23 protein-coding genes and 1 tRNA gene are annotated in these 24,511 nt (G+C 50.1%); 12 read left to right on the top strand and 12 right to left on the bottom strand.

Annotated features, from left to right (window positions below; all coding sequences use genetic code 11):
- Nucleotides 1-49: 49 nt before the first annotated feature.
- The 3 genes from D5398_RS23990 to efp form a co-directional block, all read right to left on the bottom strand.
- A complete protein-coding gene (locus D5398_RS23990) occupies nt 50-184 on the bottom strand; it encodes an entericidin A/B family lipoprotein (protein WP_120134205.1) in 135 nt (44 codons plus the stop codon).
- A gap of 118 nt (nt 185-302) precedes the next feature.
- Nucleotides 303-431 (bottom strand): entericidin A/B family lipoprotein, encoded by a 129-nt coding sequence (locus tag D5398_RS23985; protein ID WP_013573743.1) that lies wholly within the window; start codon nt 429-431, stop codon nt 303-305.
- Nucleotides 432-525: 94 nt separating this feature from the next.
- The gene (efp, locus tag D5398_RS23980; RefSeq protein WP_120509862.1) at nt 526-1,092 is read right to left on the bottom strand and encodes an elongation factor P; all 567 of its coding nucleotides are present in this window, start codon (nt 1,090-1,092) and stop codon (nt 526-528) included.
- 37 nt (nt 1,093-1,129) lie between these two features.
- On the opposite strand from efp, the gene epmB reads away from it, so the two are divergent.
- Entirely contained in the window at nt 1,130-2,158 is a 1,029-nt protein-coding gene (gene epmB, locus D5398_RS23975) for an EF-P beta-lysylation protein EpmB (RefSeq protein WP_120509861.1), read from the top strand.
- A 96-nt stretch (nt 2,159-2,254) separates the two neighbouring features.
- Here the strand turns inward: epmB and D5398_RS23970 are convergent, their stop codons facing one another.
- From D5398_RS23970 to D5398_RS23955, 4 genes are all read right to left on the bottom strand, one after another.
- On the bottom strand, nt 2,255-2,599 hold the full coding sequence (locus tag D5398_RS23970; RefSeq protein ID WP_120134227.1) for a DUF4156 domain-containing protein: 345 nt from the start codon (nt 2,597-2,599) through the stop codon (nt 2,255-2,257).
- 301 nt (nt 2,600-2,900) lie between these two features.
- Nucleotides 2,901-4,547, bottom strand: coding sequence for a chaperonin GroEL (groL, locus tag D5398_RS23965; protein ID WP_120134208.1), 1,647 nt, complete (start codon nt 4,545-4,547; stop codon nt 2,901-2,903).
- A 53-nt stretch (nt 4,548-4,600) separates the two neighbouring features.
- Nucleotides 4,601-4,894 carry a co-chaperone GroES gene (locus D5398_RS23960; RefSeq protein ID WP_009636718.1) on the bottom strand — a complete coding sequence of 98 codons (294 nt, stop codon included), beginning with the start codon at nt 4,892-4,894 and terminating at the stop codon, nt 4,601-4,603.
- 217 nt (nt 4,895-5,111) lie between these two features.
- Nucleotides 5,112-5,603 (bottom strand): FxsA family protein, encoded by a 492-nt coding sequence (locus D5398_RS23955; RefSeq protein WP_120509860.1) that lies wholly within the window; start codon nt 5,601-5,603, stop codon nt 5,112-5,114.
- A gap of 372 nt (nt 5,604-5,975) precedes the next feature.
- Between D5398_RS23955 and aspA the strand changes: the two genes are divergently transcribed.
- The 8 genes from aspA (at nt 5,976) to D5398_RS23915 (ending at nt 14,486) form a co-directional block, all read left to right on the top strand.
- Complete coding sequence (gene aspA, locus D5398_RS23950; RefSeq protein ID WP_112289751.1) at nt 5,976-7,412, top strand: aspartate ammonia-lyase; 1,437 nt, start codon at nt 5,976-5,978, stop codon at nt 7,410-7,412.
- Between the two features lie 135 nt (nt 7,413-7,547).
- Nucleotides 7,548-8,849: an anaerobic C4-dicarboxylate transporter gene (locus D5398_RS23945; RefSeq protein WP_120509859.1), complete on the top strand. Its 1,302-nt coding sequence runs from the start codon at nt 7,548-7,550 to the stop codon at nt 8,847-8,849.
- Nucleotides 8,850-9,054: 205 nt separating this feature from the next.
- Nucleotides 9,055-10,785, top strand: coding sequence for a protein-disulfide reductase DsbD (locus tag D5398_RS23940; RefSeq protein ID WP_120509858.1), 1,731 nt, complete (start codon nt 9,055-9,057; stop codon nt 10,783-10,785).
- A gap of 43 nt (nt 10,786-10,828) precedes the next feature.
- On the top strand, nt 10,829-11,404 hold the full coding sequence (gene dicD / locus D5398_RS23935; RefSeq protein WP_120509857.1) for a division control transcriptional repressor DicD: 576 nt from the start codon (nt 10,829-10,831) through the stop codon (nt 11,402-11,404).
- A 129-nt stretch (nt 11,405-11,533) separates the two neighbouring features.
- Nucleotides 11,534-11,609, top strand: a tRNA-Phe gene (locus D5398_RS23930).
- Between the two features lie 174 nt (nt 11,610-11,783).
- The gene (locus D5398_RS23925) at nt 11,784-12,809 is read left to right on the top strand and encodes a S66 family peptidase (protein WP_120509856.1); all 1,026 of its coding nucleotides are present in this window, start codon (nt 11,784-11,786) and stop codon (nt 12,807-12,809) included.
- Nucleotides 12,810-13,069: 260 nt separating this feature from the next.
- The gene (locus tag D5398_RS23920; RefSeq protein ID WP_244216836.1) at nt 13,070-13,942 is read left to right on the top strand and encodes a winged helix-turn-helix domain-containing protein; all 873 of its coding nucleotides are present in this window, start codon (nt 13,070-13,072) and stop codon (nt 13,940-13,942) included.
- On the top strand, nt 13,932-14,486 hold the full coding sequence (locus tag D5398_RS23915; protein WP_120509854.1) for a FidL-like protein: 555 nt from the start codon (nt 13,932-13,934) through the stop codon (nt 14,484-14,486). The genes D5398_RS23920 and D5398_RS23915 overlap by 11 nt, the downstream gene beginning before the upstream one ends.
- A gap of 25 nt (nt 14,487-14,511) precedes the next feature.
- Here D5398_RS23915 and D5398_RS23910 read toward each other — a convergent pair whose 3' ends face one another.
- From D5398_RS23910 to D5398_RS23890, 5 genes are all read right to left on the bottom strand, one after another.
- Complete coding sequence (locus tag D5398_RS23910) at nt 14,512-14,784, bottom strand: helix-turn-helix domain-containing protein (RefSeq protein ID WP_120509853.1); 273 nt, start codon at nt 14,782-14,784, stop codon at nt 14,512-14,514.
- A gap of 23 nt (nt 14,785-14,807) precedes the next feature.
- Complete coding sequence (locus tag D5398_RS23905) at nt 14,808-15,779, bottom strand: fimbrial protein (protein WP_120509852.1); 972 nt, start codon at nt 15,777-15,779, stop codon at nt 14,808-14,810.
- 55 nt (nt 15,780-15,834) lie between these two features.
- The gene (locus tag D5398_RS23900; RefSeq protein ID WP_120509875.1) at nt 15,835-16,569 is read right to left on the bottom strand and encodes a fimbrial biogenesis chaperone; all 735 of its coding nucleotides are present in this window, start codon (nt 16,567-16,569) and stop codon (nt 15,835-15,837) included.
- A 47-nt stretch (nt 16,570-16,616) separates the two neighbouring features.
- Nucleotides 16,617-19,055: a fimbria/pilus outer membrane usher protein gene (locus D5398_RS23895; protein ID WP_244216835.1), complete on the bottom strand. Its 2,439-nt coding sequence runs from the start codon at nt 19,053-19,055 to the stop codon at nt 16,617-16,619.
- A gap of 163 nt (nt 19,056-19,218) precedes the next feature.
- Nucleotides 19,219-19,800 carry a fimbrial protein gene (locus D5398_RS23890; RefSeq protein WP_120509850.1) on the bottom strand — a complete coding sequence of 194 codons (582 nt, stop codon included), beginning with the start codon at nt 19,798-19,800 and terminating at the stop codon, nt 19,219-19,221.
- 517 nt (nt 19,801-20,317) lie between these two features.
- Here D5398_RS23890 and acs point away from each other — a divergent pair.
- The 3 genes from acs to actP are packed head-to-tail and all read left to right on the top strand — an operon-like array spanning nt 20,318 to nt 24,309.
- Nucleotides 20,318-22,279 carry an acetate--CoA ligase gene (gene acs / locus D5398_RS23885; protein ID WP_120509849.1) on the top strand — a complete coding sequence of 654 codons (1,962 nt, stop codon included), beginning with the start codon at nt 20,318-20,320 and terminating at the stop codon, nt 22,277-22,279.
- Nucleotides 22,280-22,333: 54 nt separating this feature from the next.
- Entirely contained in the window at nt 22,334-22,645 is a 312-nt protein-coding gene (locus tag D5398_RS23880; RefSeq protein WP_120509848.1) for a DUF485 domain-containing protein, read from the top strand.
- Entirely contained in the window at nt 22,642-24,309 is a 1,668-nt protein-coding gene (actP, locus tag D5398_RS23875; RefSeq protein ID WP_120509847.1) for a cation/acetate symporter ActP, read from the top strand. The genes D5398_RS23880 and actP overlap by 4 nt, the downstream gene beginning before the upstream one ends.
- Nucleotides 24,310-24,511 lie beyond the last annotated feature (202 nt).

The following is a 24,511-nucleotide window of genomic DNA, read 5'->3' as shown; positions in this document are numbered from 1 at the left end:
CCTGCATCAAAGTGCAGGCAGACTTCAGCTTACTTCACGTCATTCGCCGTTATTGCGCGCTTTTCTGGATCGCTTGCCCGCCGGCGGAGACATCTTCACCCACGCCACGCGTGGTGTTGCAGGCAGTTAACGCAGAAGACAGGATAAGAACAGACAAAACAGCGAGGATACTTTTCTTCAGCATATAAATTTCCTTCCTATAAGAGAATGTAAAGTACGACACCTTAAGTGTAGCTAACTTTCTGGATATAGAAGGAATCAGGCAGGATTTTAGGACAGTGGGTAAAACGAGGCTGAAGGGATCAGCCTGCTTTGGAAATAGCGCCACCCAGATGCTGGATGTCTTCACCGAAACCATGAACCGTGTTGCAGCCGGATAACGAAGCCAGCAACATCACTGAAACTACGATAAACATCATCTTCTTCAACATGGTAAACACAATCCAATTCAACAAGTTGGGGCTTGAAAGCTGCGACAGGTTTTCACCTGCGGCAGCTTTCATCCGACGTTATAAGTATTGAAACTTATTTAACGCGGGATACGTATTCGCCAGAGCGGGTGTCACAACGGACGATTTCGCCGATCTGCACGAATAATGGCACTTTAACCACAGCGCCGGTGCTCAGGGTCGCTGGTTTGCCGCCGGTACCTGCGGTATCACCTTTCAGGCCCGGATCTGTTTCCACAACTTCTGCTTCGATGAAGTTCGGTGGCTGAACAGCGATAGGACGACCATCCCACAGAGTCACGATACATTCTGCGTTGTCTTGCAGCCATTTTGACGCTTCAGAAACGGTTTTAGCTTCAACACCGTGCTGCTCGAAAGTCTCAGGGTGCATGAAGTGGTAGAACTCACCGTCGTTGTACAGGTAAGTCATGTTGGTATCTACAACATCCGCGCCTTCGCAAGAGTCAGTAGATTTGAAGGTTTTTTCTACACGGGTACCGGTCAACAGACGACGCATTTTAACGCGCGCAAAAGCCTGACCTTTGCCTGGTTTTACAAACACACTGTCTTCGATAGCGAAAGGCTCGCCCTCGAACATGATTTTAAGACCCGGACGGAAATCGTTGCTAGAATAAGTCGCCATGATGGCCCTCTAATTTTAAACTGGTATTAGCCAAAAAATGGCAAACATTGTAACCCTAAACACGCCATTTAGAGAAGATTGGTTGTATCAACTCGGCGATGTTATCACTGACCCGGATGAACTGCTTACTCTTCTGGCACTTAACGACAATGCAGAGCTGCAAAGTGGGCGTGAAGCCCGTCGTTTGTTCCCGCTTCGTGTGCCTCGTGCGTTTGTCGCGCGCATGCAGCCGGGCGATCCACAGGATCCTTTATTGCTTCAGGTATTAACCGCACGCGAAGAATTTATCGCCGCGCCGGGCTTTACCACTGACCCGCTTGATGAACAACGCAGCGTTGTTCCGGGTCTGTTGCACAAGTATAGCAATCGCGCCCTGTTACTGGTGAAAGGCGGATGTGCGGTGAATTGCCGCTACTGTTTCCGCCGTCATTTCCCGTATCAGGACAACCAGGGAAATAAGGCCAACTGGGTTCAGGCGCTGGATTATATCCGCACACGCCCCGAACTCGATGAAATTATTTTCTCCGGTGGCGATCCGCTGATGGCCAAAGATCATGAACTCGACTGGTTGATCGGCGAACTGGAAGGTATCGCACACATTAAGCGTCTGCGAATTCATACCCGTTTGCCGGTCGTGATCCCTGCGCGTATCACCGATATTTTCTGTCAACGCCTTGAAAAATCACGTCTTCAGGTTCTGATGGTGACGCACATCAATCATGCCAATGAAATTGATGATGCCCTGCGCGCCAGCATGGCGAAACTGAAACGCCACGGCGTGACGCTGCTTAATCAAAGTGTGTTGCTGCGCGGAGTGAATGACTCTGCCGATGTACTAGCCGCATTGAGCAATGCGTTATTTGATGCCGGTATTTTGCCTTACTACATCCACGTGCTGGATAAAGTTCAGGGCGCGGCGCATTTCATGGTGAACGACGACGAAGCGCGCGTCATTATGAAGGGGCTGATGAGCAAGGTTTCCGGATATATGGTGCCTAAACTCACCCGCGAGATTGGCGGCGAGCCGAGTAAAACCATTTTGGATCTGCGCTTGAAGCAGTCTTAATACGCCCTTCTTCCCCGGAATAAATGCAAAAAGGGATGCCATTGGCATCCCTTTATTCTATCTGGCATTCACGAAATTAAACGGCGTGCAGCCCGATTATGGGCACTTATAAACCTGGCCGACCATTTTGCTGTCAACAGGTGCAAAGCTGGACAGGAAGTTCTGTGTCGGGCTGTTTGCACCATAAATGGTGTTGCCGCCCATCGCTGCCGCTTTGTTACGCAGGTCATTGGCTGCACCACGCATGGAGCTGCCGTCACCGCCGGTACCGGAGAACCAGTTGCTTTGGGCACCAGTGACTTCACCAAGCAGCTGACAATTTGCGCCTGGTTTGTCATCCGTGAATTTCACCTGCTGGCCCGCTGCATCCAGTTGATGAGTGGTACTGCACCCGGCAAGCAGCGCGATAGCTGACAGGCCCAGTAACATTTTAATCCGCATCACTTTCCCCATTTGTTTTTGTAATCACCTAAAGCCTATCAGAAAACACCTGGCTCTCTTAGGCATCCGTTGCCACGTATGCCCAAGGTTTGCGCTATCGGTAAAAATCCGAAAACCACGCAGAAATGAGTCTACACGTTAAAGGCCGGAGACAATGAGAGTTATCTTACTGAACCTGATAAAAAATGGTCAAATAAAAAAACCCGGTCTTTTCAGACCGGGTTTCTTCAGTACGTTAAGTCAGACAGCAAAACTACTGGCCGACTGGGCGTACCTGCGGATAAGCGCAGGGGGATGATGATTACATCATGCCGCCCATGCCGCCCATGCCACCCATACCGCCAGCGCCGCCCATATCGACTTTATCGTCTTTAGGCAGGTCGGTGATCATGCACTCAGTGGTGATCATCAGGCCAGCTACAGAAGACGCGTACTGCAGAGCAGAACGGGTCACTTTAGTTGGATCCAGGATACCCATTGCGATCATGTCGCCATATTCTTCGGTATAAGCGTTGTAGCCGAAGCTGCCTTCGCCCGCTTTGACTTTGTTCGCGATAACAGAAGCTTCTTCGCCTGCGTTCACAACGATCTGACGCAGTGGAGATTCCATTGCGCGCAGAGCAACGCGGATACCCACGTTCTGGTCGTCGTTGTCGCCGGTCAGGTTAGCCAGGGTGTGAGCAACGCGAATCAGCGCAACACCACCACCTGCAACTACGCCTTCTTCTACCGCAGCACGAGTTGCGTGCAGGGCATCTTCAACGCGAGCTTTCTTCTCTTTCATTTCAACTTCAGTCGCTGCGCCAACTTTCAGAACAGCTACGCCGCCTGCCAGTTTAGCCACACGCTCTTGCAGTTTTTCGCGATCGTAGTCAGAAGTCGCTTCTTCGATCTGCTGACGGATCTGGGAAACACGGCCCTGAATGGTGGCTTCTTCGCCAACGCCATCGATGATGATGGTGGTGTCTTTGTTGATAACAACGCGTTTAGCCTGACCCATATCTTCCAGAGTCGCTTTTTCCAGCTCCAGACCGATCTCTTCAGAGATAACGGTACCACCGGTCAGAGTCGCGATGTCCTGCAGCATAGCTTTACGACGGTCGCCGAAGCCTGGTGCTTTAACCGCAGCCACTTTCACGATACCGCGCATGGTGTTCACTACCAGAGTCGCCAGGGCTTCGCCCTCAACGTCTTCAGCGATGATCAGCAGTGGTTTACCGGCTTTAGCAACGGCTTCCAGTACTGGCAGCATTTCGCGAATATTAGAAATTTTCTTGTCAGCCAGCAGGATGAACGGGCTTTCCAGCTCGATCGAACCCGTTTCTGGTTTGTTGATGAAGTATGGAGACAGGTAACCGCGGTCGAACTGCATACCTTCAACAACGTCCAATTCGTCTTGCAGACCGGTGCCTTCTTCTACAGTGATGACGCCTTCTTTGCCTACTTTTTCCATCGCTTCTGCGATCAGTTTACCGACAGTTTCATCGGAGTTAGCAGAGATGGTACCTACCTGAGCAATGGCTTTAGAGTCAGAGCAAGGGACAGATAATTTTTTCAGTTCTTCAACCGCGTGGATGACCGCTTTGTCGATACCACGTTTCAGATCCATCGGGTTCATACCGGCGGCAACAGCTTTCAGGCCTTCGGTGATGATGGCTTGCGCCAGAACGGTTGCAGTAGTGGTACCGTCACCCGCTGCATCGTTCGCTTTGGACGCAACTTCTTTCACCATCTGTGCACCCATGTTTTCGAACTTATCTTCCAGTTCGATTTCACGTGCAACGGACACGCCGTCTTTAGTGATGGTTGGTGCGCCGAAAGATTTGTCCAAAACCACGTTGCGGCCTTTAGGGCCCAGGGTTACTTTTACTGCATCAGCAAGGATGTTTACGCCACGCAGCATTTTCACACGGGCGTCATTACCGAATTTTACTTCTTTAGCTGCCATTGTTAATTTCCCTTAAATTCGTTCTGTTCAGAAAAAAGTGGATCGGGAGACGATCAGGCTTCTACGATTGCCAGAATGTCGCTCTCAGACATGATCAACACTTCTTCATTGTCGATCTTCTCAGCTTTAACGCCGTAACCGTCGTTGAAAATGACGATGTCGCCAACTTTCACGTCCAGCGCTTTAACTTCACCGTTTTCCAGAATGCGACCATGGCCGACAGCCAGGATTTCGCCACGGGTAGATTTACCAGCAGCTGAGCCAGTCAGAACGATGCCGCCAGCGGATTTAGATTCTACTTCTTTACGCTTGACGATAACGCGGTCATGCAATGGACGAATTTTCATTGATAACTCTCCTGTGAGCGGGTCCATACTCTATTTTTAGGGTTGAATGCCTGGCAAATGTCTGCCTGGCCTCGTGGTTTGTTTAATGGGGGCGATACCTTGCCCTTCAAGGGGGAAGAACAGAAAAATTTTCGCTTTTTCTTTCGATGCTCGGTTCATTCAAAAATGACCTTTGCAGCACTTCCCAACAATCTTTTAACAATCAAGGCCACAGAGATTAGCGATCGCGGTGCTCTGTGTCGTCATCTTTTTTTGGTGAAACCAGACGCTCCGGAGTTTCATCCGTGCGCTGAAACTCGCCGTCAAAGGTATTTCCTGTCGGCGCGCTGCTTCCCCAGTTCCCGCCAGAGCGGACAATGTTCAGGTGAGGCATCAGTTTTAACGTCAGGCGTTTCTGGATTGGCGGCAACAGCAGCAGCAACCCGAGGAAATCGGTAAAGAAGCCCGGCACCAGCAGCAGGAAACCGGCAATCACCAGTGAAACACTTTTCACCATTTCAGCCGCAGGGCTTTCACCTACAGCCAGCTTTTGCTGCAACTGCATAAAGGTTTTCATCCCCTGATTTTTCACCAGAGAAACACCCACGCAGGAGGTGAACACCACCAGCAATAATGTTGTGGCGACGCCAACAACCGCAGCCACCTTAATAAATAAGGTGATTTCAATGTAGGCCAGCAAAAATAACAGTAATAACGGTAACCAACGCACCGCATTCTCCTTGTAATGAGGCTCCGAAAACTCGTGAATAACACCGCCGGAACCAGAAATAAGTGCCTGCTCAGGATCTTTGCTTTCAAAGAAATGCAGGCTGTCTACACTGAGATGGTGCTACGTCGCAGTGATTTCAAGCACCGGACCTGATTTAATTGAGCCACTGAATGAATTGTGAGAATTCTCACAGATACTAAAAACATGCACAGTCATAGGGCAGGATAGTGATCTTAGTACGTGCAATTCGCCTGAAGCAGCATATGATCGCCTTCGTTGCCGAAACAACGGTCGATCGTTTTAAATTTACCACGGCAAGTAACATAATTTTAAACATCGCATAACTCGTTTAGTACCGAAGAGAAGGTTCTCATGTCAAACACCATTCGTATCGAGGAAGACCTGCTGGGCACGCGCGAAGTACCAGCAGAAGCTTATTACGGCATTCACACCCTGCGGGCGATTGAAAACTTCTATATCAGCAACACCAAGATCAGCGATGTCCCTGAGTTTGTTCGTGGCATGGTAATGGTGAAAAAAGCAGCGGCCCTGGCCAACAAAGAACTGCGCACCATCCCGCGCCATATCGCGGATATCATTATTCAGGCGTGTGACGAAGTGCTTGATAAAGGTAAGTGCATGGACCAGTTCCCTATCGACGTCTATCAGGGCGGCGCGGGAACCTCGGTAAATATGAACACGAATGAAGTGCTGGCGAACATCGGTCTGGAACTGATGGGACACCAGAAAGGCGATTACCAGTTCCTTAATCCAAACGATCACCTGAACAAGTGCCAGTCCACTAATGATGCCTACCCGACCGGTTTTCGTATCGCCGTATACACCTCTTTGCTGAAACTGGTTGATGCGATTTCTCAGCTGGGTGACGGTTTCGAGCGTAAAGCGGTGGAGTTCGAAAACATCATTAAAATGGGACGCACGCAGTTGCAGGATGCGGTTCCGATGACCCTTGGTCAGGAATTCCACGCCTTCAATGTGCTGCTCAAAGAAGAAACCCGCAACCTGATGCGCACCGGCGAGCTACTGCTGGAAGTTAACCTCGGCGCGACGGCGATCGGCACACGTCTGAATACACCGGAAGGCTATCAGCAACTGGCCGTAGAGAAACTGGCGGAAGTCAGCAATCTGGCCTGCGTACCGGCAGAAGACCTGATCGAAGCGACCTCCGACTGTGGCGCCTACGTGATGGTTCACAGCTCACTGAAACGTCTGGCGGTTAAGCTTTCTAAAATCTGTAATGACCTGCGCCTGCTCTCTTCAGGCCCGCGCGCTGGCCTGAACGAAATCAACCTGCCGGAATTGCAGGCGGGTTCTTCTATCATGCCGGCCAAAGTTAACCCGGTAATTCCGGAAGTGGTAAACCAGGTGTGCTTCAAAGTTATCGGTAACGACGTGTGCGTTACCATGGCTGCCGAAGCGGGTCAGTTACAGCTGAACGTGATGGAACCGGTGATTGGTCAGGCGATGTTTGAGTCAGTGCATATCCTGACTAATGCCTGCTACAACTTGCTGGAAAAATGCATCAACGGCATTACGGCCAACAAAGAAGTGTGCGAGTTCTACGTCTTTAACTCTATTGGTATCGTCACTTATCTCAACCCGTTCATCGGCCACCACAATGGCGATATCGTCGGGAAAATTTGTGCGGAAACGGGTAAAAGCGTCAGAGAAGTGGTGCTTGAGCGCGGCCTGCTGACAGAAGCCGAACTGGACGACATTTTCTCTATCGAGAACCTGAAGCATCCGGCCTACAAAGCGAAACGCTATACTGATGAAAATGAACAGTAACAGATTAAATTACTGACCTTTTAAAGGCTCGTTGTTCTGCGGAATAACGGGCCTTTTTACTTTTTGCGACACCACAATTACATAACAATTAATTATCAATTCCTTAAGGAATACCCGGATTATGGACGGACAACCATGCTAATCATCGAGCTTATTATTGTACTGGCAGCGATTTTCCTCGGTGCGCGTCTGGGCGGTATCGGCATCGGCTTCGCCGGAGGGTTGGGTGTACTGGTGCTGGCGCTGGTCGGCGTCAAGCCGGGCACCATCCCTTTTGATGTTATCTCCATCATCATGGCGGTTATCGCGGCGATTTCGACCATGCAGGTGGCGGGCGGGATGGATTATCTGGTGCAGCAAACCGAAAAACTGCTGCGCCGCAATCCCAAACACATCACTATTCTCGCCCCCATCGTCACCTATTTCCTGACGATTATGGCCGGCACCGGTAACATCTCACTTTCCGCCCTGCCCGTCATTTCCGAAGTGGCGAAAGAACAGGGAATCAAACCCTGCCGCCCGCTTTCCACTGCCGTGGTCGCGGCGCAGATTGCAATTACCGCGTCCCCCATTTCTGCTGCCGTCGTTTATATGGCGTCAACGATGGAAGATCACGGAGTAAGTTATCTGCATCTGCTGATGGTTATGATCCCCTCTACGCTGGCGGCGGTAGTCGTGATGTCGCTGATTGTCAGCTGGTGTTTTGACTCCAAACTTTCCAACGACCCGGTTTATCTCAAACGTTATGAAGAAGGATTGATTGAGCTGCGTGGCGATAAGGTCATGGAAATCAAACCCGGCGCAAAATTCTCGGTGTTGCTGTTCCTGCTCGGCGTTCTGGGCGTGGTCGGATACGCGGTGATAAACAGTCCAAGCCTGGGCTGGGTCTCACAACCGGTGATGACCACCAACAGCGCCATTCTGATTATCATGCTCAGCGTCGCCACGCTTATCACGTTGTTATGCCACGTTGATACTGACGCTATTCTGACCTCCAGCACGTTCAAATCAGGCATGAGCGCCTGTATTTGTATCCTCGGCGTGGCCTGGCTGGGTGATACCTTTGTGCAGGCAAATCTTGGCTGGATCAAAGAAACGGCAGGATCCCTCATTCAGGCGCATCCGTGGCTGCTGGCGCTGATTTTCTTCTTCAGCTCTGCACTGTTGTATTCGCAGGCGGCTACCACCAAAGCTCTGTTACCGATGGCGCTGGCGCTGAGCGTATCACCACTGACCGCAGTCGGCTCTTTTGCCGCTGTTTCCGGTTTATTCATTCTGCCGACGTATCCGACTTTGGTTGCTGCCGTGCAGATGGATGACACTGGCACCACACGCATCGGACGGTTCGTCTTCAACCATCCGTTCTTTATCCCTGGCACCATTGGTGTATTCCTGTCGGTGCTTTTCGGATTTGGTCTGGGTAGTATTATTCTCTGACAGTTTTTCCGGGGGCTGCGGCCCCCGTTATTTCGGCATTTCCCTTTCGCCAGACCACGTTCAGCACCAGCGGGGCTTTCTGCTCACCGATTGTGCGGGGTATACTCACATTTCATTAACGCGCTGCGGCATGAAGCCGTCCGCATCTTCTGTCGAATCACTCAGTGGCTGAACTTCCGCCGCGACAAAGAGAATTTTACTCCGCATGGATCACCGCATTCTTCGAATTTTCTTCCTGCTTTGCAGCTTGTGTCTTTTGCCGTTTCAGGCGAATGCCTCGCTCTTTGGAAAACCGGCTGCACCTCAGTTTGTGCCTGTCGATCAGGCTTTTAGTTTTGATTTCCAGCAGAAAGGTCATGACCTCAAACTCACCTGGCAAATCCGCGACGGCTATTATCTTTACCGCAGCAAAATCGAACTTGAGCCGAGGAATGCACAGCTGGCGGCATTCCTATTGCCGAAGGGACGCGATCACCACGACGAATTTTTTGGTGACAGCGAAGTTTTTGAAAACGCGCTAAATATTGTGGTTCCGATACGTCAGGCCAGCGCCGATGCGACCGTTCGTGTGACTTATCAGGGATGTGCCGCGGCAGGGTTCTGCTATCCGCCGGAAACCCGCGAGGTGCCGTTGAGTGCCGTTACGCAACCGGCTCGCGCCAGCACGTCAGCGACGGATGCCGCACCGGTTATCGCGACGCCTGAAACGCAATCCACGCCCCTGCCTTTCTCCCCGCTATGGGCTTTGCTGATCGGCATCGGCATTGCCTTTACACCTTGCGTGCTGCCGATGTATCCGCTGATTTCCGGCATCATTCTCGGGCGCCAGCGCCCTCACAGCATCAAGCGTATTTTCCTTTTGTCACTGGTTTACGTGCAGGGCATGGCGCTGACTTACACGCTGCTCGGTATGGTCGTCGCGGCCGCCGGCCTGCAATTCCAGGCAGCGCTGCAAAGCCCGTGGGTTCTGATCGTCCTTTCGGTCCTGTTCATTCTGCTGGCATTGTCGATGTTCGGCACATTCAGTCTGCAACTGCCCTCTTCCGTCCAGACCCGCCTGGCCTTGTGGAGTAATGAACAAAAAGGCGGTTCACTGCCCGGCGTCTTCGTTATGGGCGCACTGGCGGGACTGATTTGCTCGCCCTGCACCACCGCGCCGCTCAGCGCGATCCTGTTGTATATTGCTCAGAGCGGCAATCTGCTGGCAGGCGCGGGAACGCTGTATCTGTATGCGCTGGGAATGGGTATTCCGTTAATCATCGTCACGATGTTTGGCAACAAATTGCTGCCGCGCAGCGGGCCGTGGATGCAGTATGTGAAGGAAGGCTTTGGCTTTGTGATACTGGCTCTGCCGGTTTTCCTGCTGGAACGTGTGATTGGCGATACCTGGGGGCTGCGCTTGTGGAGTCTGCTCGGCGTGGCCTTCTTCGGCTGGGCGCTGGCGCTGAGCCTGAAAAGTCAGCGCGGTGTGGTGCGGGTCCTGCAATTAGTCTTCCTTGCGGCAGCGCTGATAGTCAGCCGTCCGCTTCAGGACTGGGCATTTGTGCCAGCCGGTAAGACGACTGCGCCACAGCACGCGCTGAATTTCCAGAAAATCCATAATGTCGATGAACTGAACACCGCTCTGCAAGGCGCGCAAGGCAAACGCGTCATGCTGGATTTGTATGCTGACTGGTGCGTGGCGTGTAAAGAGTTCGAAAAATATACCTTCTCCGCGCCAGAAGTGCAGAATGAACTGGCGAACACCTTGCTGCTGCAGGCTGATGTCACCCAAAACTCGCCGGAGCAGAAAGCGTTATTAGAACGTCTGAATGTGCTGGGCCTGCCGACGATTTTGTTCTTCGGGCCCGATGGACATGAGTTACCACAGTCGCGTGTGACCGGGTTTATGAATGCGTCGGAGTTCAGCGCGCATTTGCAGAAAACCCGCCCTTAAACGACACTACCTTTTGAAGTACGCGAATTGTGAGGAGGCAAACGTGCTACGTGAACAAGTTCTCGATAAAACCCTTAATCTTTTGGAACAACGTGGCCTTGCAACATTGTCACTGGAAACTGTCGCCGAACTGGTGGATGTTCCGCTCAATGAATTACGCCGATTCTGGCCCGATGCCGAGGCTCTGCTTTATGACAGCCTGCGCTATCATGGCGAGCAGATTGATATCTGGCGCCGACAGCTGATGCTCGATGAATCCCTTTCTGCGCCCCAGAAATTGCTGGCACGTTACAAAGTCCTGGATGAGCAGGTGCGCCAGCAGCGGTATCCGGGTTGTCTGTTTATCGCCGCCTGCACTTTTTTCCCTGACAGTGAAACGCCGATTCATCAGTTGGCACAACAGCAAAAACTGGCTTCCTACGACTACACCTTGTCGCTTTTACAGGAAATGGGCTCGGATGATGCCGAAATGGTCGCCCAGCAAATGGAACTGATCCTGGAAGGATGTTTGAGTAAGTTGCTGGTTAAGCGCCAGCTGAACGATGTGGAAGTCGCCCGCAGGCTGGCAGAGGACGTTCTGAACGTCGCCCGTTGCCGCGAGCATGGCGCACTTTCCTGACTTCGCTTGTCTTCAGACAAGCGAAGTCACCGTTTTTGAATGAAAAGACAGCAAACGAACACGTTTTATGTGTTTTAGATGACAAAGCCGTTGACGGCACAGGCCCAATACGGTTTAATGCGCCCCGTTGCCCGGATAGCTCAGTCGGTAGAGCAAGGGATTGAAAATCCCTGTGTCCTTGGTTCGATTCCGAGTCCGGGCACCATATTTAAAGAAACCAGCCTAACGGCTGGTTTTTTGCTTTCTGCGGTACCCTCCCTCTCAGTACCCCAGACCCATTCTGAAATCCCCTTCTCCCACCTCCTATAAACTCATATTAAACCTGCACTTGAGCTGATACATTGCAGATTGAACATTGAGCAAATTTATAGGATATAAAATGCCTTCGTCCACAACTCCCCTGCTAGCTTCTCCGTTGAAAACCGGAGATACCATTGGTTTTTTCTCTGCATCGTCACCAGCTACCGCAACGGCTCCTGAGCGTTTTTCTCGTGGAAAGAAATTCCTTGAAGAAAAGGGATTTGTGCTGAAAGCAGGATCACTGACGGGGCATTCTGACCATTACCGTTCAGGTTCTGTTGCTGCCAGAGCGGAAGAATTCAATCAGCTGATCCGCGACCCGCAGGTGCGTTGTGTGATGTCGACAATAGGAGGCAATAACAGTAACTCCCTGCTGCCTTATCTGGACTACGATGCCCTGCGCGCAGACCCGAAAATCATCATCGGCTATTCTGATACCACGGCGCTTCTGGCCGGGATTTATGCACAGACCGGTCTCATCACTTTTTACGGCCCGGCGCTGGTGGCCTCTTTCGGCGAGTTCCCTCCACTGGTTGATGAAACCTGGGGCTCTTTTACCGACATTCTGATGACCCGCCACAACACGCCGTACCGTTATCCTCTTCCCACACACTGGACTGACGAAAAACTCAACTGGAATGATGTCACGCCAGTCAGAGCCAAAAAACTGTATGCCAATACCTGCCGCTTTCTGGGGAAAGGGCGTATTGAAGGACGGGTAATTGGCGGGAATCTGAATACGATGTCGGGTATCTGGGGCAGCCCCTATATGCCGGAAATTCTTCAGGGAGATGTTTTGTTTATCGAAGACAGCCTGCTAAATATCGCAACGCTTGAACGCTCGTTTGCAATGCTAAAGCTCAACGGGATTTTCGACAGGGTGAGCGCCATTCTGCTCGGCAAACACGAATTGTTTAATAACGCTGGCACGGGCAGACAGCCGGTGGACGTTCTGCTGGAAATTCTGAACGGACAGGAAATCCCTCTGGTCGATGGCTTCGACTGTTGCCACACCCATCCTATGTTAACGCTCCCTCTGGGCACCGATATTGTTGTCGACTTTGATCGCCAGCATATCGACATCTCCGGCCAGTACCTGCGCTGACCCTCCGCAAATCACGTACTACTAAAATTCCGTACGTGATTAATATCCTTTTCCTGTTTCATATCCCGGTCATTTACATTTTAACCGACTGCTCTGTAAACATTTACTACAGATATCTGTTTTTAAAATAGAAGGGTTTATACTAACTGCCCTCTGTGAAGCAGTATATAAAGATAAAATACCCATAAAGCAGCACTGTACTAATTAACTGAAGCAGCGGAAATGACAGAATATTCTATACAGGGAGGAGTAGAATGCCCATGGTGTATCTGATTGAAAATCAAATAGTGTTCAATCCGGAGGAAAACTCGCTTTCATTACTGAGTGATGATGAAAGTAAGATTGCCGTCTCAAATCCTGCACGGAGAATATTATTATTGTTAATCGAGCAACAAGGCGTTGTCGTCCAGCGTGAAACATTCTTTAAAAAAGTATGGGATGACTACGGTCTGAACGCTAGCAATAATAACCTCAATCACTGTATAAGCAAATTACGTAAAGTTGTCTCAACGTTGGGGTATCAGAATGAATTTATCGTCACCGTCCCGAAAGTCGGTTTTATCATCAGAAAGGAAATCATCATTTCGACCTGTGCCGATAACATGGAGATGCCGGTAATAGTAGAAAATAGGGAGGAAGCAGCCAATCATCCGGAGATTGTTCTGGCAGAACCCCCCCCTGATGATGAAATAATAAATCATTCAGTGAACCCGCAGCAAAATGCAACGGAACCTGAGACCAGGAAGCTAAGAAATCAGCATTATTTTATGATAAGCATGTTAGTGACCACGGCACTAACAGTGTGGGCATTTTTTATTTTTTACCATGATATGAGTGATCCAAAAGCCGACTTAGAGATTGCCAGAATAGGATCCTGCGGCTTATATTCGACGGCGCCGGTCTCACAGTCACACAAAGGTCATTTTATTCAACTGGCGGAAGATTTTCTTCATAAGAACAATATTTCCTGCAAACCAGGGCATATCTTGATATTTCAAAGTGAGATTTACTTATCGCCAATAAACACCGGTTCAGTGCGGGAGTTTCTCGCGCAATGCAACATCGATGAAAATCATAAAGCTAACATTTGCATAAGCTATTATATAAATGACAGGACCACGCATGATCAGTGATAGAAAGTTTTTGCCTGCGGTAAAGAAGCCCTTCATTTTTATATTACTTCCTGTCACTGCATTGCTGTTTGTCTTATATGGCATTTCTCTGAGAAATGATAAGCAAGAGTTTCCGGTTAATATACCTTGCAGGGGAAGCATGATAGTGGAAGCACAATATGATCATCAGAAAGCAAAAATGGTGACTTCCCTGTACTTTAGCTTTCTTGATAATCACAAAATTTTAGTTTCGCTTAGCGGGACTGCATATTTATACAATCAGGAAGGAAAACTGATAAACAAAAAAACGCTGCTGAGAAATATCTATTACGATCATGTTCAGGAGAGCAAAGTGACCGATACTTATTCAATGACTAGCAGCCAGATAAACATTGATAGCATCGACAATATGGACTGGGAGACTTCCTCGCTTTTGCTGATAAACAGTTTTTTTCTGACCGGGCATACCGACACGATGGTGTTGAAAAAATATGACGACAACACCATGTTGATAGAAAATAATCAGTCTTCGTTCGCATTATGTGTCTTCAGTAAAACCTTTTAAAATCAGCAAAGTGGATGCCACCCTTTTATTTATAGTAGAGATACAAATGAAAACCGCAAGCTTGTGCATAACGAGTCAAAGTACTAAAGCTTGCCTGAGCTGGCCGCTTCTCGAGCCGGGTGATCGCCGGCGGTGTGATGCCGAGTCGTCTGGCCAGTTCAGTTTTACTCAATCCGGCATCTTCGCGCAGGGTTTGCAACAGGGCGTGAATGTGTGTTTCTGCGATAAGTTCCGGTGCCTGGGCTGAGTAGATGGGTTCCTCCAGCGCCTGAGCCCGCAATTTTGCCGTTCTTAGCATATCGTTCTCCCTTATCTTCGCGGTCAGTAATAGTTAATCTTGACGATCACCGACGCATCAAACTTCCCGAGAGAAAGAGTTTTTCCCGGGATCGCACTCAGCTTTGCAGTGAAGTTTTTGGTGACCTCATTCACATTGTTCAGCTCTGCAAAATCATCGTAACGGTTGAAAGTGATCGCTTGCTGCTGGTCGTTGTAAAGCATCAGCTTGGCGCCGTTTGAAAGATCTATTGAAGTACCGTCCAGCAGCGGACTGGCCGTTGAAAATTCAGCCTGCAGCGAGAAATTATCCAGACATCCTTGTTTGACGGCTTTGATGGCAAACGGCAGCGATATACCTGACGAGCGCGAAAGTGTGGTGCTTTGAATTACGCCAAAATCCACAATCTGCGATTCCGGATACACTTTCAGGTCAGACCCACAGGCCAGAAACCGGATCCCCTGTAAGCCCGAAAGATTGTATTTGAGGTTTTTAGCGCCGGGCGATTTGTTAATGCCTCTGCTGCCATCAAGCTGGAACACGGTGAACTGGTCTGCGCCCTGATAATGCCCGCTGGAAGGCGCATTACCGCTGACTTTGATATAAAGGCGAAACGTCACATTGACCGTCACGTTCTGGCCTTTTTTGATAGGCGTACTGTTGGTACTCAGTCTTTGTTCGTTCTGTTCCAGATCCTGCCCGTTGTAGCTGACGCCCAGCAACAAGCCTTCTCCAATCGACTGAGACTTAGGGTTAAAGTAGAAATGCACAACGTCGATAATCGAACCTAATACATTGTCGCAGTAAGCCGTGACGTTAATGTCGTTCGATTCCCAGATCTTGGTTCCGACAGGCACATTCGCGGGGATCGCCAGCTGCCCTACCGGTATCGCCGGTTTATCCACGATGCCGGTGCCTTTCTCCACACAATCTAGCGCCAGGGCGTTGCGGGAGAATAAAAATAGCAGGATGAGGATTACCATCCGGCCAGTGGATAATCTGCAAATATCAGGCATCACAATCCCTTATCTTTTAGGTAATTCCGTTCAGTGACGGCTTCTGGTGTGGTTGTTATCGCTTATGATCCTTGCTGATAAGCTGACATTGCACTGACGGGCAGTGGTACTGATTGACCTGTAAGCCGCCGTAATCATCCATGTATCCGAGACTGTAATGGTCGCTGACGTACTGACTGCCGGTCAGCGATTTCGTAGCAAACGGCGCCAGCATCACGCTGTCAAAACCCGATGCATTGCCTTTGTTGTCTTTCCCCAGATATCCGACGGTGATGTAAAAAGGTGTCGGATTCGTCAGTGTCAGACCGTCACTGAGCCGCGTAACTTGTAGCTGTTCCTGCCAGTTGGCTTTCAATAGTTTCCTCAGTTCTGCCGGGCGAAAGAACAACTTCACGCGGCTTTGGATCGCCACCTGCATCACGTTGGCCATATCACTTTTTGGTGGTACTTCCCGAACATTGAAATAGAAAAGCGACTCACGGTCTTTTGGTAAACCGGCGGTTTCTGGCAATTGCAGGATACGGATCTGGCTTTTCTGGCCAGCATCGATACGCTGCATCGGCGGCAGTGCCACCAGCGGCGAAGTGATTTTTTCGCCCTTCGCATTCTCCAGCCAGACCTGCGCCAGATAAGGCAATGCCTTGCTTTGGTTCTCGAGCATGACGCTGACGGATTTATCGCTGGCGTTGTAGATGATGCGCGTGCGGTCAAGGTTCACTGCGGCTAATGCCGGAGAACATGCTCCGGCCAACATCAGTACGGCAGCACAACGTAAAATCAGTTTTTTCATCAGGTTCTTCCCTTGCTTGTGCGACCCCTTCAGATCGCTTTTCATTGTTATCTGCATGGCAGTAATACCTGCCCTGAACGGGTTTCAGGCTGCGGCGGCACCTGCACCTGGCATTGCTGGTCATCTCCCCAGCGGACGGTCAGCGATTTTTCGCCTGACACCCCGGCCAGATAGGCCAGACCGCCGTCACCGATGAGCCCGGCTTCGAAACCGGAGCTGTTGTCGGTCACTGACGCTCCCAGCGGCGGATGACTGCCATCCGCCAGACGGATCACCGCCATCAGACGCTCACCTTTAATCGCGCGGATTTTGCGAAAACCTATCGCTCCTTCGGTCAGGGTTTTGCTGACTACCGAGCTGTAGACTTCCACATCATCCGGCAAATGGTTCACATCAACGCGGATATCAGAGGTCTGATAACTGGACACGCCATTCACCACCGCAATGCCATAATCGTTGGTCACTGACGCGCCATCGCTTATCGGAATGCCTTTCACACCGGTGGACAACATCATGCGGGGCTCGCTGCCCGCGCTGCTCTGATGCAAGGCCGCACCCGCCGCAGTGGCGGTAAATGAGCCGTACCAGTTCGCGTTCACCGAACGGTAATCATTATTTTTCACGCTACCGTTGGCGCCGAACTGCCCGTATGGCGACATGTGTTGGTAGTTAGCACGGAACACGCCGTTACCTTTTTGCAGATCCGGACTGCTTCCGCCCGCGCCAACACGCCAGGTATTGTTTGGATCCTGACTGTTGTAGTACGACGCTGTTTGCGAGAAGCCGCCTTGCGAATCCTGTTGTGCGTCGTAGCTGATTTGCTGTCCTGAAGACAGCGGCAGACTAAGCGAGAGGAACATCTGATTTTCATCGGTGCTGCGGTAATTCAGCTTGCTGGCCGAAAAGGTGGCAGACACGCCGGTAAAGCGCCCGATATCGAAAATCTTGCTGACGGACACGCTGTAGTTGTTACTCGGATCCTCGTTCCAGTAGACCTTGTGCGTTGCCGACAGATACAAGGTGATCGCAGGCCATGGCAGATACTGGTTCGCCGTGACGGTGTACGTTTGTTTGTCATCACGGGAATAGCCGTCGCCGTTCACCTTGTCGAGGTACTGGTTAAAAGACATAAACGTCTTTTGTGAGAAGCGATAACCGGCAAACGTAATCTGACTGCCGGTCGAATCAAAACGCTTGGAATAATTGGCGCGATAGCTGAAACCGGTTTGTTTCCCCGCATCTGGCACGGTCGCTGAAGAGCGCGTCACGTCAAAAGACACCGCACCAAGTTTTTGCAGGTTTTGTCCAACCCCCAGAGCCTGCGCCTGATAATTTCCCGTTGTCGAAATCAGACCGCCGTAAAGCGAGAAGTCATTCAGCGCGCCCCAGGACATTTCGCCGCTGTAAAAACCCGGTTGCAAAACGCGGTTGCTACTGCCGGTGGTCGGTTTACCCATTGCCGTCTTAAAGCGCACCTGGCCTTTACGGGTCAGAAAGGGAATGGTGGCCGTCGTCACCTGATAGGTCGTGACGCTGCCATTTTCCTCTTCAATTTTGACGTCCAGCGCGCCCTGCACCGCTTCGGTCAGGTCCTGAACCACGAACGGCCCCGGTGAGACGTTGGTCTGGTAAATCACCCGCCCGTTCTGGCTGATACTCACTTTGGCGTTAGTTTTGGCTATCCCGGTAACCTGCGGCGCATAGCCCCGCAACGACGGCGGCAACATGCGCTGGTCGCTGTTCAGAGACGCACCGAGAAAGCGAAATGAATCGAAAATGTCTGAACTCAGGTAAGTTTGTCCGCCGGTCAGGCGAGCGCCGATCGAGGGTAACGCCCGATAAACGTATTTCTGCGTCCAGGTGAAATTATCGCTGGCAGGCGAACCAGAAGTACGTGAATTGGAATATTGATAATCCGCACGGGCACGCCACGCCCCGAGGTTAAAACCGGTGGTGCCGTAGCTGCTAAAGCTGGTTGAAGTATCGCCCTGTTGCGGCATGTAGCGGCTGCCCAGGAGGTTATAGTCGAGCAGAACGCCGTTAACACCTTCATCCCACTGAGAAGGCGGCACCCAGTTTTGATCGTGGAACGTCAGCCAGGCCTGCGGAATACTGATATTGAGCGTCTGCCTTTCCTGATCGTAACGGGCGGTGACTTCCGGCAGTTTATCCAGCGACGTACATTGGCCATGATGCCACAGGGTAATTTTTTCCCGTGCAGCTTTAGTCAGATCGAATTTATCCACCAGCGAAGGCGGCAAACATAACCGGCTATTTTTATTGTCATCGACCGGAATATATTGAATGACGCTCTGGTCGCCCAGAGTACGGCCATTGAGCATCACATCCAGTAAATATTCGCCGGGCGCGATGTAATTGGCGACCTGAAAACGCGATAAATCGACGTTATTGCGATCGGCAGAATCAATAAAGTTAACGTTAAATTCTACCGCCAGACTTCTGATTGAAATTAAGCATCCCGACAAAAGGAAAATGAGCCATAAGCTTCTCCCTATCCTTGTCGATGTTCCATCCATCGCAAACAACATAATAAAATCACTTTTTGCTTTTATAGATCAAACATAAACCCCTGGCGCAGGTGCACCTGGAAAATAAAGGGGAGATAACTCCCCTAAATAATTACAATGCTTATTTATAGTTCAGGGCGTACGTTGCCTGAGAAACGATAGTACCGGTCGAAACGGGCTGAGTGTTGGCTTCAACGCGTGCAGCAAATACCAGCTCATTGTTGCCAGTGACAAGATTAATATCTTTAGAGGTATCACCGACTTTCAGCAGATCGCCGTTCGCATCAATCAGGCGAATGCCTGCGCCCTTGGCACTGCCGGTGTTTGCCAGCAATTCAGTCGCGCTGCTGTCAGGTGTACCGGCAAAAGAAACGGCCACTTTAGACATCGCCGGATATTCAACGGTACCCGCAGTTTGTGCAGTCAGGTCGCAGCTTTGCAGATGAATGGTGTAGTTAACGTTTTGAGAGTATTTATTGCCGCTTTCCAGCACCTTATTCGCTACCTGGCCCATATTCACATTAATGTCCTCATCCCCTGGAGCAATAGAGCAAGGCGCATTAATAACGGTTCCGGTGAAATGAATACGACCAGAGCCCTGATCGGTTCCTGTTGGTGGTGTAGTAACATCTTCTGCGAAAGCTGAAGCAGAAATAAGGGCAGATAAAGCAATAACCAGTGTCTTGTTTTTGGCGTTAAACATAGTAAGTCCTTGAGATTGTAACGGTAGCTATTAAGCGATAAGCAGCTGTTAAGCGATATTATTCGCTGTACCGAAGAGAGCACCCCTCTCTTGCCAGATCAATATACTGATATTTTCAATTTAACGTTATAATAATTCTCTTAATGCAAATATTAAGAGTTTTACCCTCGGATTAATCTTTAAACATTGCCATTATGAATGGAAATTAACTTATAGGTTAAAATAAATGATATTAAATGTTCTGCAACGAATAATAACTTTCGCATTAGATTAGGTAAGTTAAGCTTTATTTAACCAATTTATTACATTTTTAATCAAAAAATTTTACCACAAAGCATTTTTCTTTCCTTCAGAGCCCCCTTTAATTTCTGTGGCCTGCACCGCAGTGACCATGCGCATATCTTGCTGTTTTTACTCTGCTTGCGTGATCTGACCCCCAAAAACCAAACAAAGCCAAACCGCAAACCACACTTAACCTTTGATTGACATATCATTAACAAATTAAAGGAGAAAAACCATGAGCCATGTTTATAAGCATCCTATTCCTGCCTCTCTGGCAGAACGTACCCTGATCACACCTGAGAAATATCAGCAGTTTTATCAACAGTCTGTAGAAGATCCGGATGCATTCTGGGCCGAGCAGGCGAAAGTTTTAGATTGGATCAAACCTTTCACAAAAGTGAAGAACACATCATTCGCACCGGGAAATATCGATATCCGCTGGTTTGAGGATGGTACGCTCAATCTGGCTGCGAACTGCCTGGATCGTCATTTAGCAGAGAAAGGCGATCAGACAGCGTTAATTTGGGAAGGCGATGACCCTAAAGCTGAAAACAAACACGTCACCTATAAACAGCTTTATCATGATGTCTGTCAGTTTGCGAATGTACTGAAAGGACTGGGTGTCAAAAAAGGCGACGTGATCGCTATTTATATGCCGATGGTGCCGGAAGCTGCGGTTGCCATGCTGGCCTGCGCGCGTATTGGTGCCGTGCATTCCGTTATCTTTGCCGGTTTCTCACCGGAAGCCGTCGCTGGCCGTATTATCGACTCCAGCGCCAAAGTGGTTATCACGGCAGATGAAGGACTGCGCGCGGGGCGTACTATTCCGCTGAAACAGAATGTGGACGATGCCCTGAAAAATCCTTCAGTCACCAGCGTGACACATTCCATAATTTTCAAACGCACCGGCAAACAGGGGGAATGGAAAGAAGGTCGTGATATCTGGTGGCATGATGCGATTGATGGCGTCTCTGCTGATTGTCCGGCCGAAGAAATGAAAGCAGAAGATCCGCTCTTTATCCTCTATACCTCCGGTTCTACCGGCAAGCCAAAAGGTGTGCTGCATACAACCGGCGGCTATCTGGTTTATGCAGCGCTCACGTTCAAATATACCTTTGACTATCACGACGGGGACATCTATTGGTGTACCGCCGACGTTGGCTGGGTAACAGGTCACAGCTATTTGCTCTACGGACCGCTGGCCTGCGGCGCAATCAGTCTGATGTTTGAAGGTGTGCCGAATTATCCGACTCCTGCACGTATGGCGCAGGTCATTGATAAACATAAAGTGAATATCCTTTATACCGCACCTACCGCTATCCGTGCCCTGATGGCCGAAGGCGATAAAGCGATTGAAGGCACCAGCCGTGAATCATTGCGGATTATGGGTTCCGTGGGTGAACCGATTAACCCGGAAGCCTGGGAGTGGTACTACAAAACGATTGGCAACAGCCAATGCCCGATTGTCGATACCTGGTGGCAAACCGAAACCGGTGGTTTCATGATAACGCCATTACCGGGTGCTACCGAGCTGAAAGCCGGTTCGGCAACAAGACCGTTCTTTGGAGTTCAGCCTGCGCTGGTAGATAACGAAGGTATCCCGCAGGAAGGTGCTTGCGAAGGTAATCTGGTGATCACCGATTCATGGCCCGGACAGGCGCGTACGCTATTTGGTGATCATGACCGCTTCGAGCAGACCTATTTCTCAACTTTCAAAAATATGTATTTCAGCGGAGACGGTGCCCGTCGTGATGAAGACGGTTATTACTGGATCACCGGCCGCGTGGATGATGTGCTGAATATTTCCGGCCATCGTCTGGGCACCGCTGAAATTGAATCCGCATTAGTTTCACATCCTAAAATTGCCGAAGCCGCTGTTGTGGGGATCCCTCATAACATCAAAGGTCAGGCTATTTATGCCTACATCACTCTCAATCACGGCGAAGAACCGACACCGGAGCTCTATACCGAAGTACGCAACTGGGTGCGTAAAGAGATAGGGTCCATCGCTACACCGGACGTTCTTCACTGGACCGATTCATTACCAAAAACCCGCTCTGGCAAAATAATGCGTCGTATCCTGCGCAAAATTGCGGCAGGTGACACCAGTAATCTGGGAGATACCTCTACGCTGGCAGATCCGGGCGTAGTCGACAAATTGTTGGAAGAAAAACAATCAATGAAAGTGCCGTCGTAATTTTCACCGCCCTGGCGCGGTGAACTCTATCAATGCCTCACAGGAGTCACTGAGATGAATGATCTCATTTATCAGAGAGTTGTAAATAATCCGCGCTTCAGGGAACTGGTGCAAAAACGCAGCCGTTTTGCCTGGTTACTTTCAGGCATCACGCTGGTTCTGTACGTTGCCTTTATCCTGCTCATTGCTTTCGATCCGCAGTGGCTGGGAACCCCACTCTATGAAGGAGCCACGATTACCCGTGGTATTCCAGTTGGCGTGGGGCTAATCGTTATCTCTTTCGTTCTGACCGGAATTTATGTCATACGCGCGAACGGTGAATTTGACCGGCTCACTGCAGATATTATCCGCGAGGTGCAGCCATGAAGGCGCGTCGCGGCTCTCTCCTTTTGCTGGCGTTATCTTTAGCCTTCCCTTTCAGCCTCTTTGCCGCCGAAGGGATCGCAGGTGAAGTCAAACGTCAGCCTCTTAATATTGAAGCGATTATAATGTTCGTGCTGTTTGTCGGTGCGACGTTGTATATCACCTACTGGGCGGCAAAACGCACCCGCTCTCGTCAGGATTACTATACCGCAGGCGGTCGCATTACCGGCCTGCAAAACGGCATGGCGATTGCCGGTGACTTTATGTCAGCCGCATCTTTCCTGGGCATCTCTGCGCTGGTTTACACATCCGGATATGACGGACTGATTTACTCGATCGGTTTCCTGATCGGCTGGCCAATTATCCTGTTCCTCATCGCCGAACGTCTGCGAAATCTGGGTAAATATACCTTTGCCGACGTGGCGTCCTACCGACTTAAACAGAAACCGATCCGACTGCTCTCAGCCTGTGGTTCGCTGGTGGTGGTTGCGTTGTATCTGATTGCGCAGATGGTCGGTGCAGGTAAGCTGATCCAACTGCTGTTTGGTCTTAACTACCATGTGGCAGTGATCTTAGTGGGTATCCTGATGGTGCTCTATGTGTTGTTTGGCGGGATGCTGGCAACTACGTGGGTGCAAATCATCAAAGCGATTCTGCTACTGGCTGGTGCGACATTCATGGCGATTATGGTCATGAGATCGGTTGGCTTCAACTTCAACACACTGTTCACCCAAGCCGTCGCCGTCCATTCCAAAGGGATTGCGATCATGAGTCCGGGAGGACTGGTTTCAGACCCAATATCGGCTCTGTCTCTGGGACTTGCGCTGATGTTCGGTACCGCAGGTTTACCGCATATACTGATGCGATTCTTCACGGTAAGCGATGCTAAAGAAGCCCGTAAAAGCGTGTTTTATGCCACCGGTTTTATTGGTTACTTCTATATCCTGACCTTCATTATCGGTTTCGGCGCCATCGTTCTGGTTAGCGCGAACCCTTCCTTTAAAGATGCCAGCGGTGTGCTGCTTGGCGGCAATAATATGGCTGCAGTCCATCTGGCTGATGCGGTCGGAGGGAGCTTCTTCCTCGGCTTCATCTCTGCTGTCGCCTTCGCCACTATTCTTGCCGTTGTTGCAGGTCTGACATTAGCGGGCGCTTCGGCGGTATCTCACGACCTTTACGCCAGTGTCATCAAGGATGGCAAAGCGGCTGAAAAGGACGAGCTACGAGTTTCGAAGATCACGGTCATCATTTTAGGGATCGTTGCGATTGCCTTGGGTATTTTGTTTGAAAAACAAAATATTGCGTTCATGGTCGGGCTGGCGTTCTCCATCGCTGCGAGCTGTAACTTCCCTATTATTTTGCTTTCGATGTACTGGTCTAAACTGACTACGCGCGGAGCCATGATTGGTGGCTGGCTGGGATTACTGACAGCGGTCATACTCATGATCCTCGGACCAACTATTTGGGTTCAGATTTTAGGGCATGCCAAACCGATTTACCCGTATGAATATCCGGCATTATTCTCGATGATTGTTGCCTTCGTGGGTACCTGGTTCTTCTCGATTACAGATAACTCGCTGGAAGGACAGAAAGAAAGAGAGCGTTTCTATCCTCAATTTGTGCGCTCACAGACAGGGATTGGAATTTCTCAAAGCTCTAATCACTGATTATTCTGGTTTCAGAAACGCAAAAGGCCATCCCTGAGGATGGCCTTTTGATTTGGATATCTTTTCGCAAACATCTAATCGTATAAAAGACAAAAGCCCTGCACATTGTGCAGGGCTTTTGTCTTATTTGATGCCTGGCAGTTCCCTACTCTCGCATGGGGAGACCCCACACTACCATCGGCGCTACGGCGTTTCACTTCTG

It is taken from the genome of Rahnella bruchi, from assembly GCF_003614975.1.
Taxonomy (GTDB): Bacteria; Pseudomonadota; Gammaproteobacteria; order Enterobacterales; family Enterobacteriaceae; genus Rahnella; species Rahnella bruchi.
This window is presented reverse-complemented; position numbering and strand designations above follow the sequence as displayed.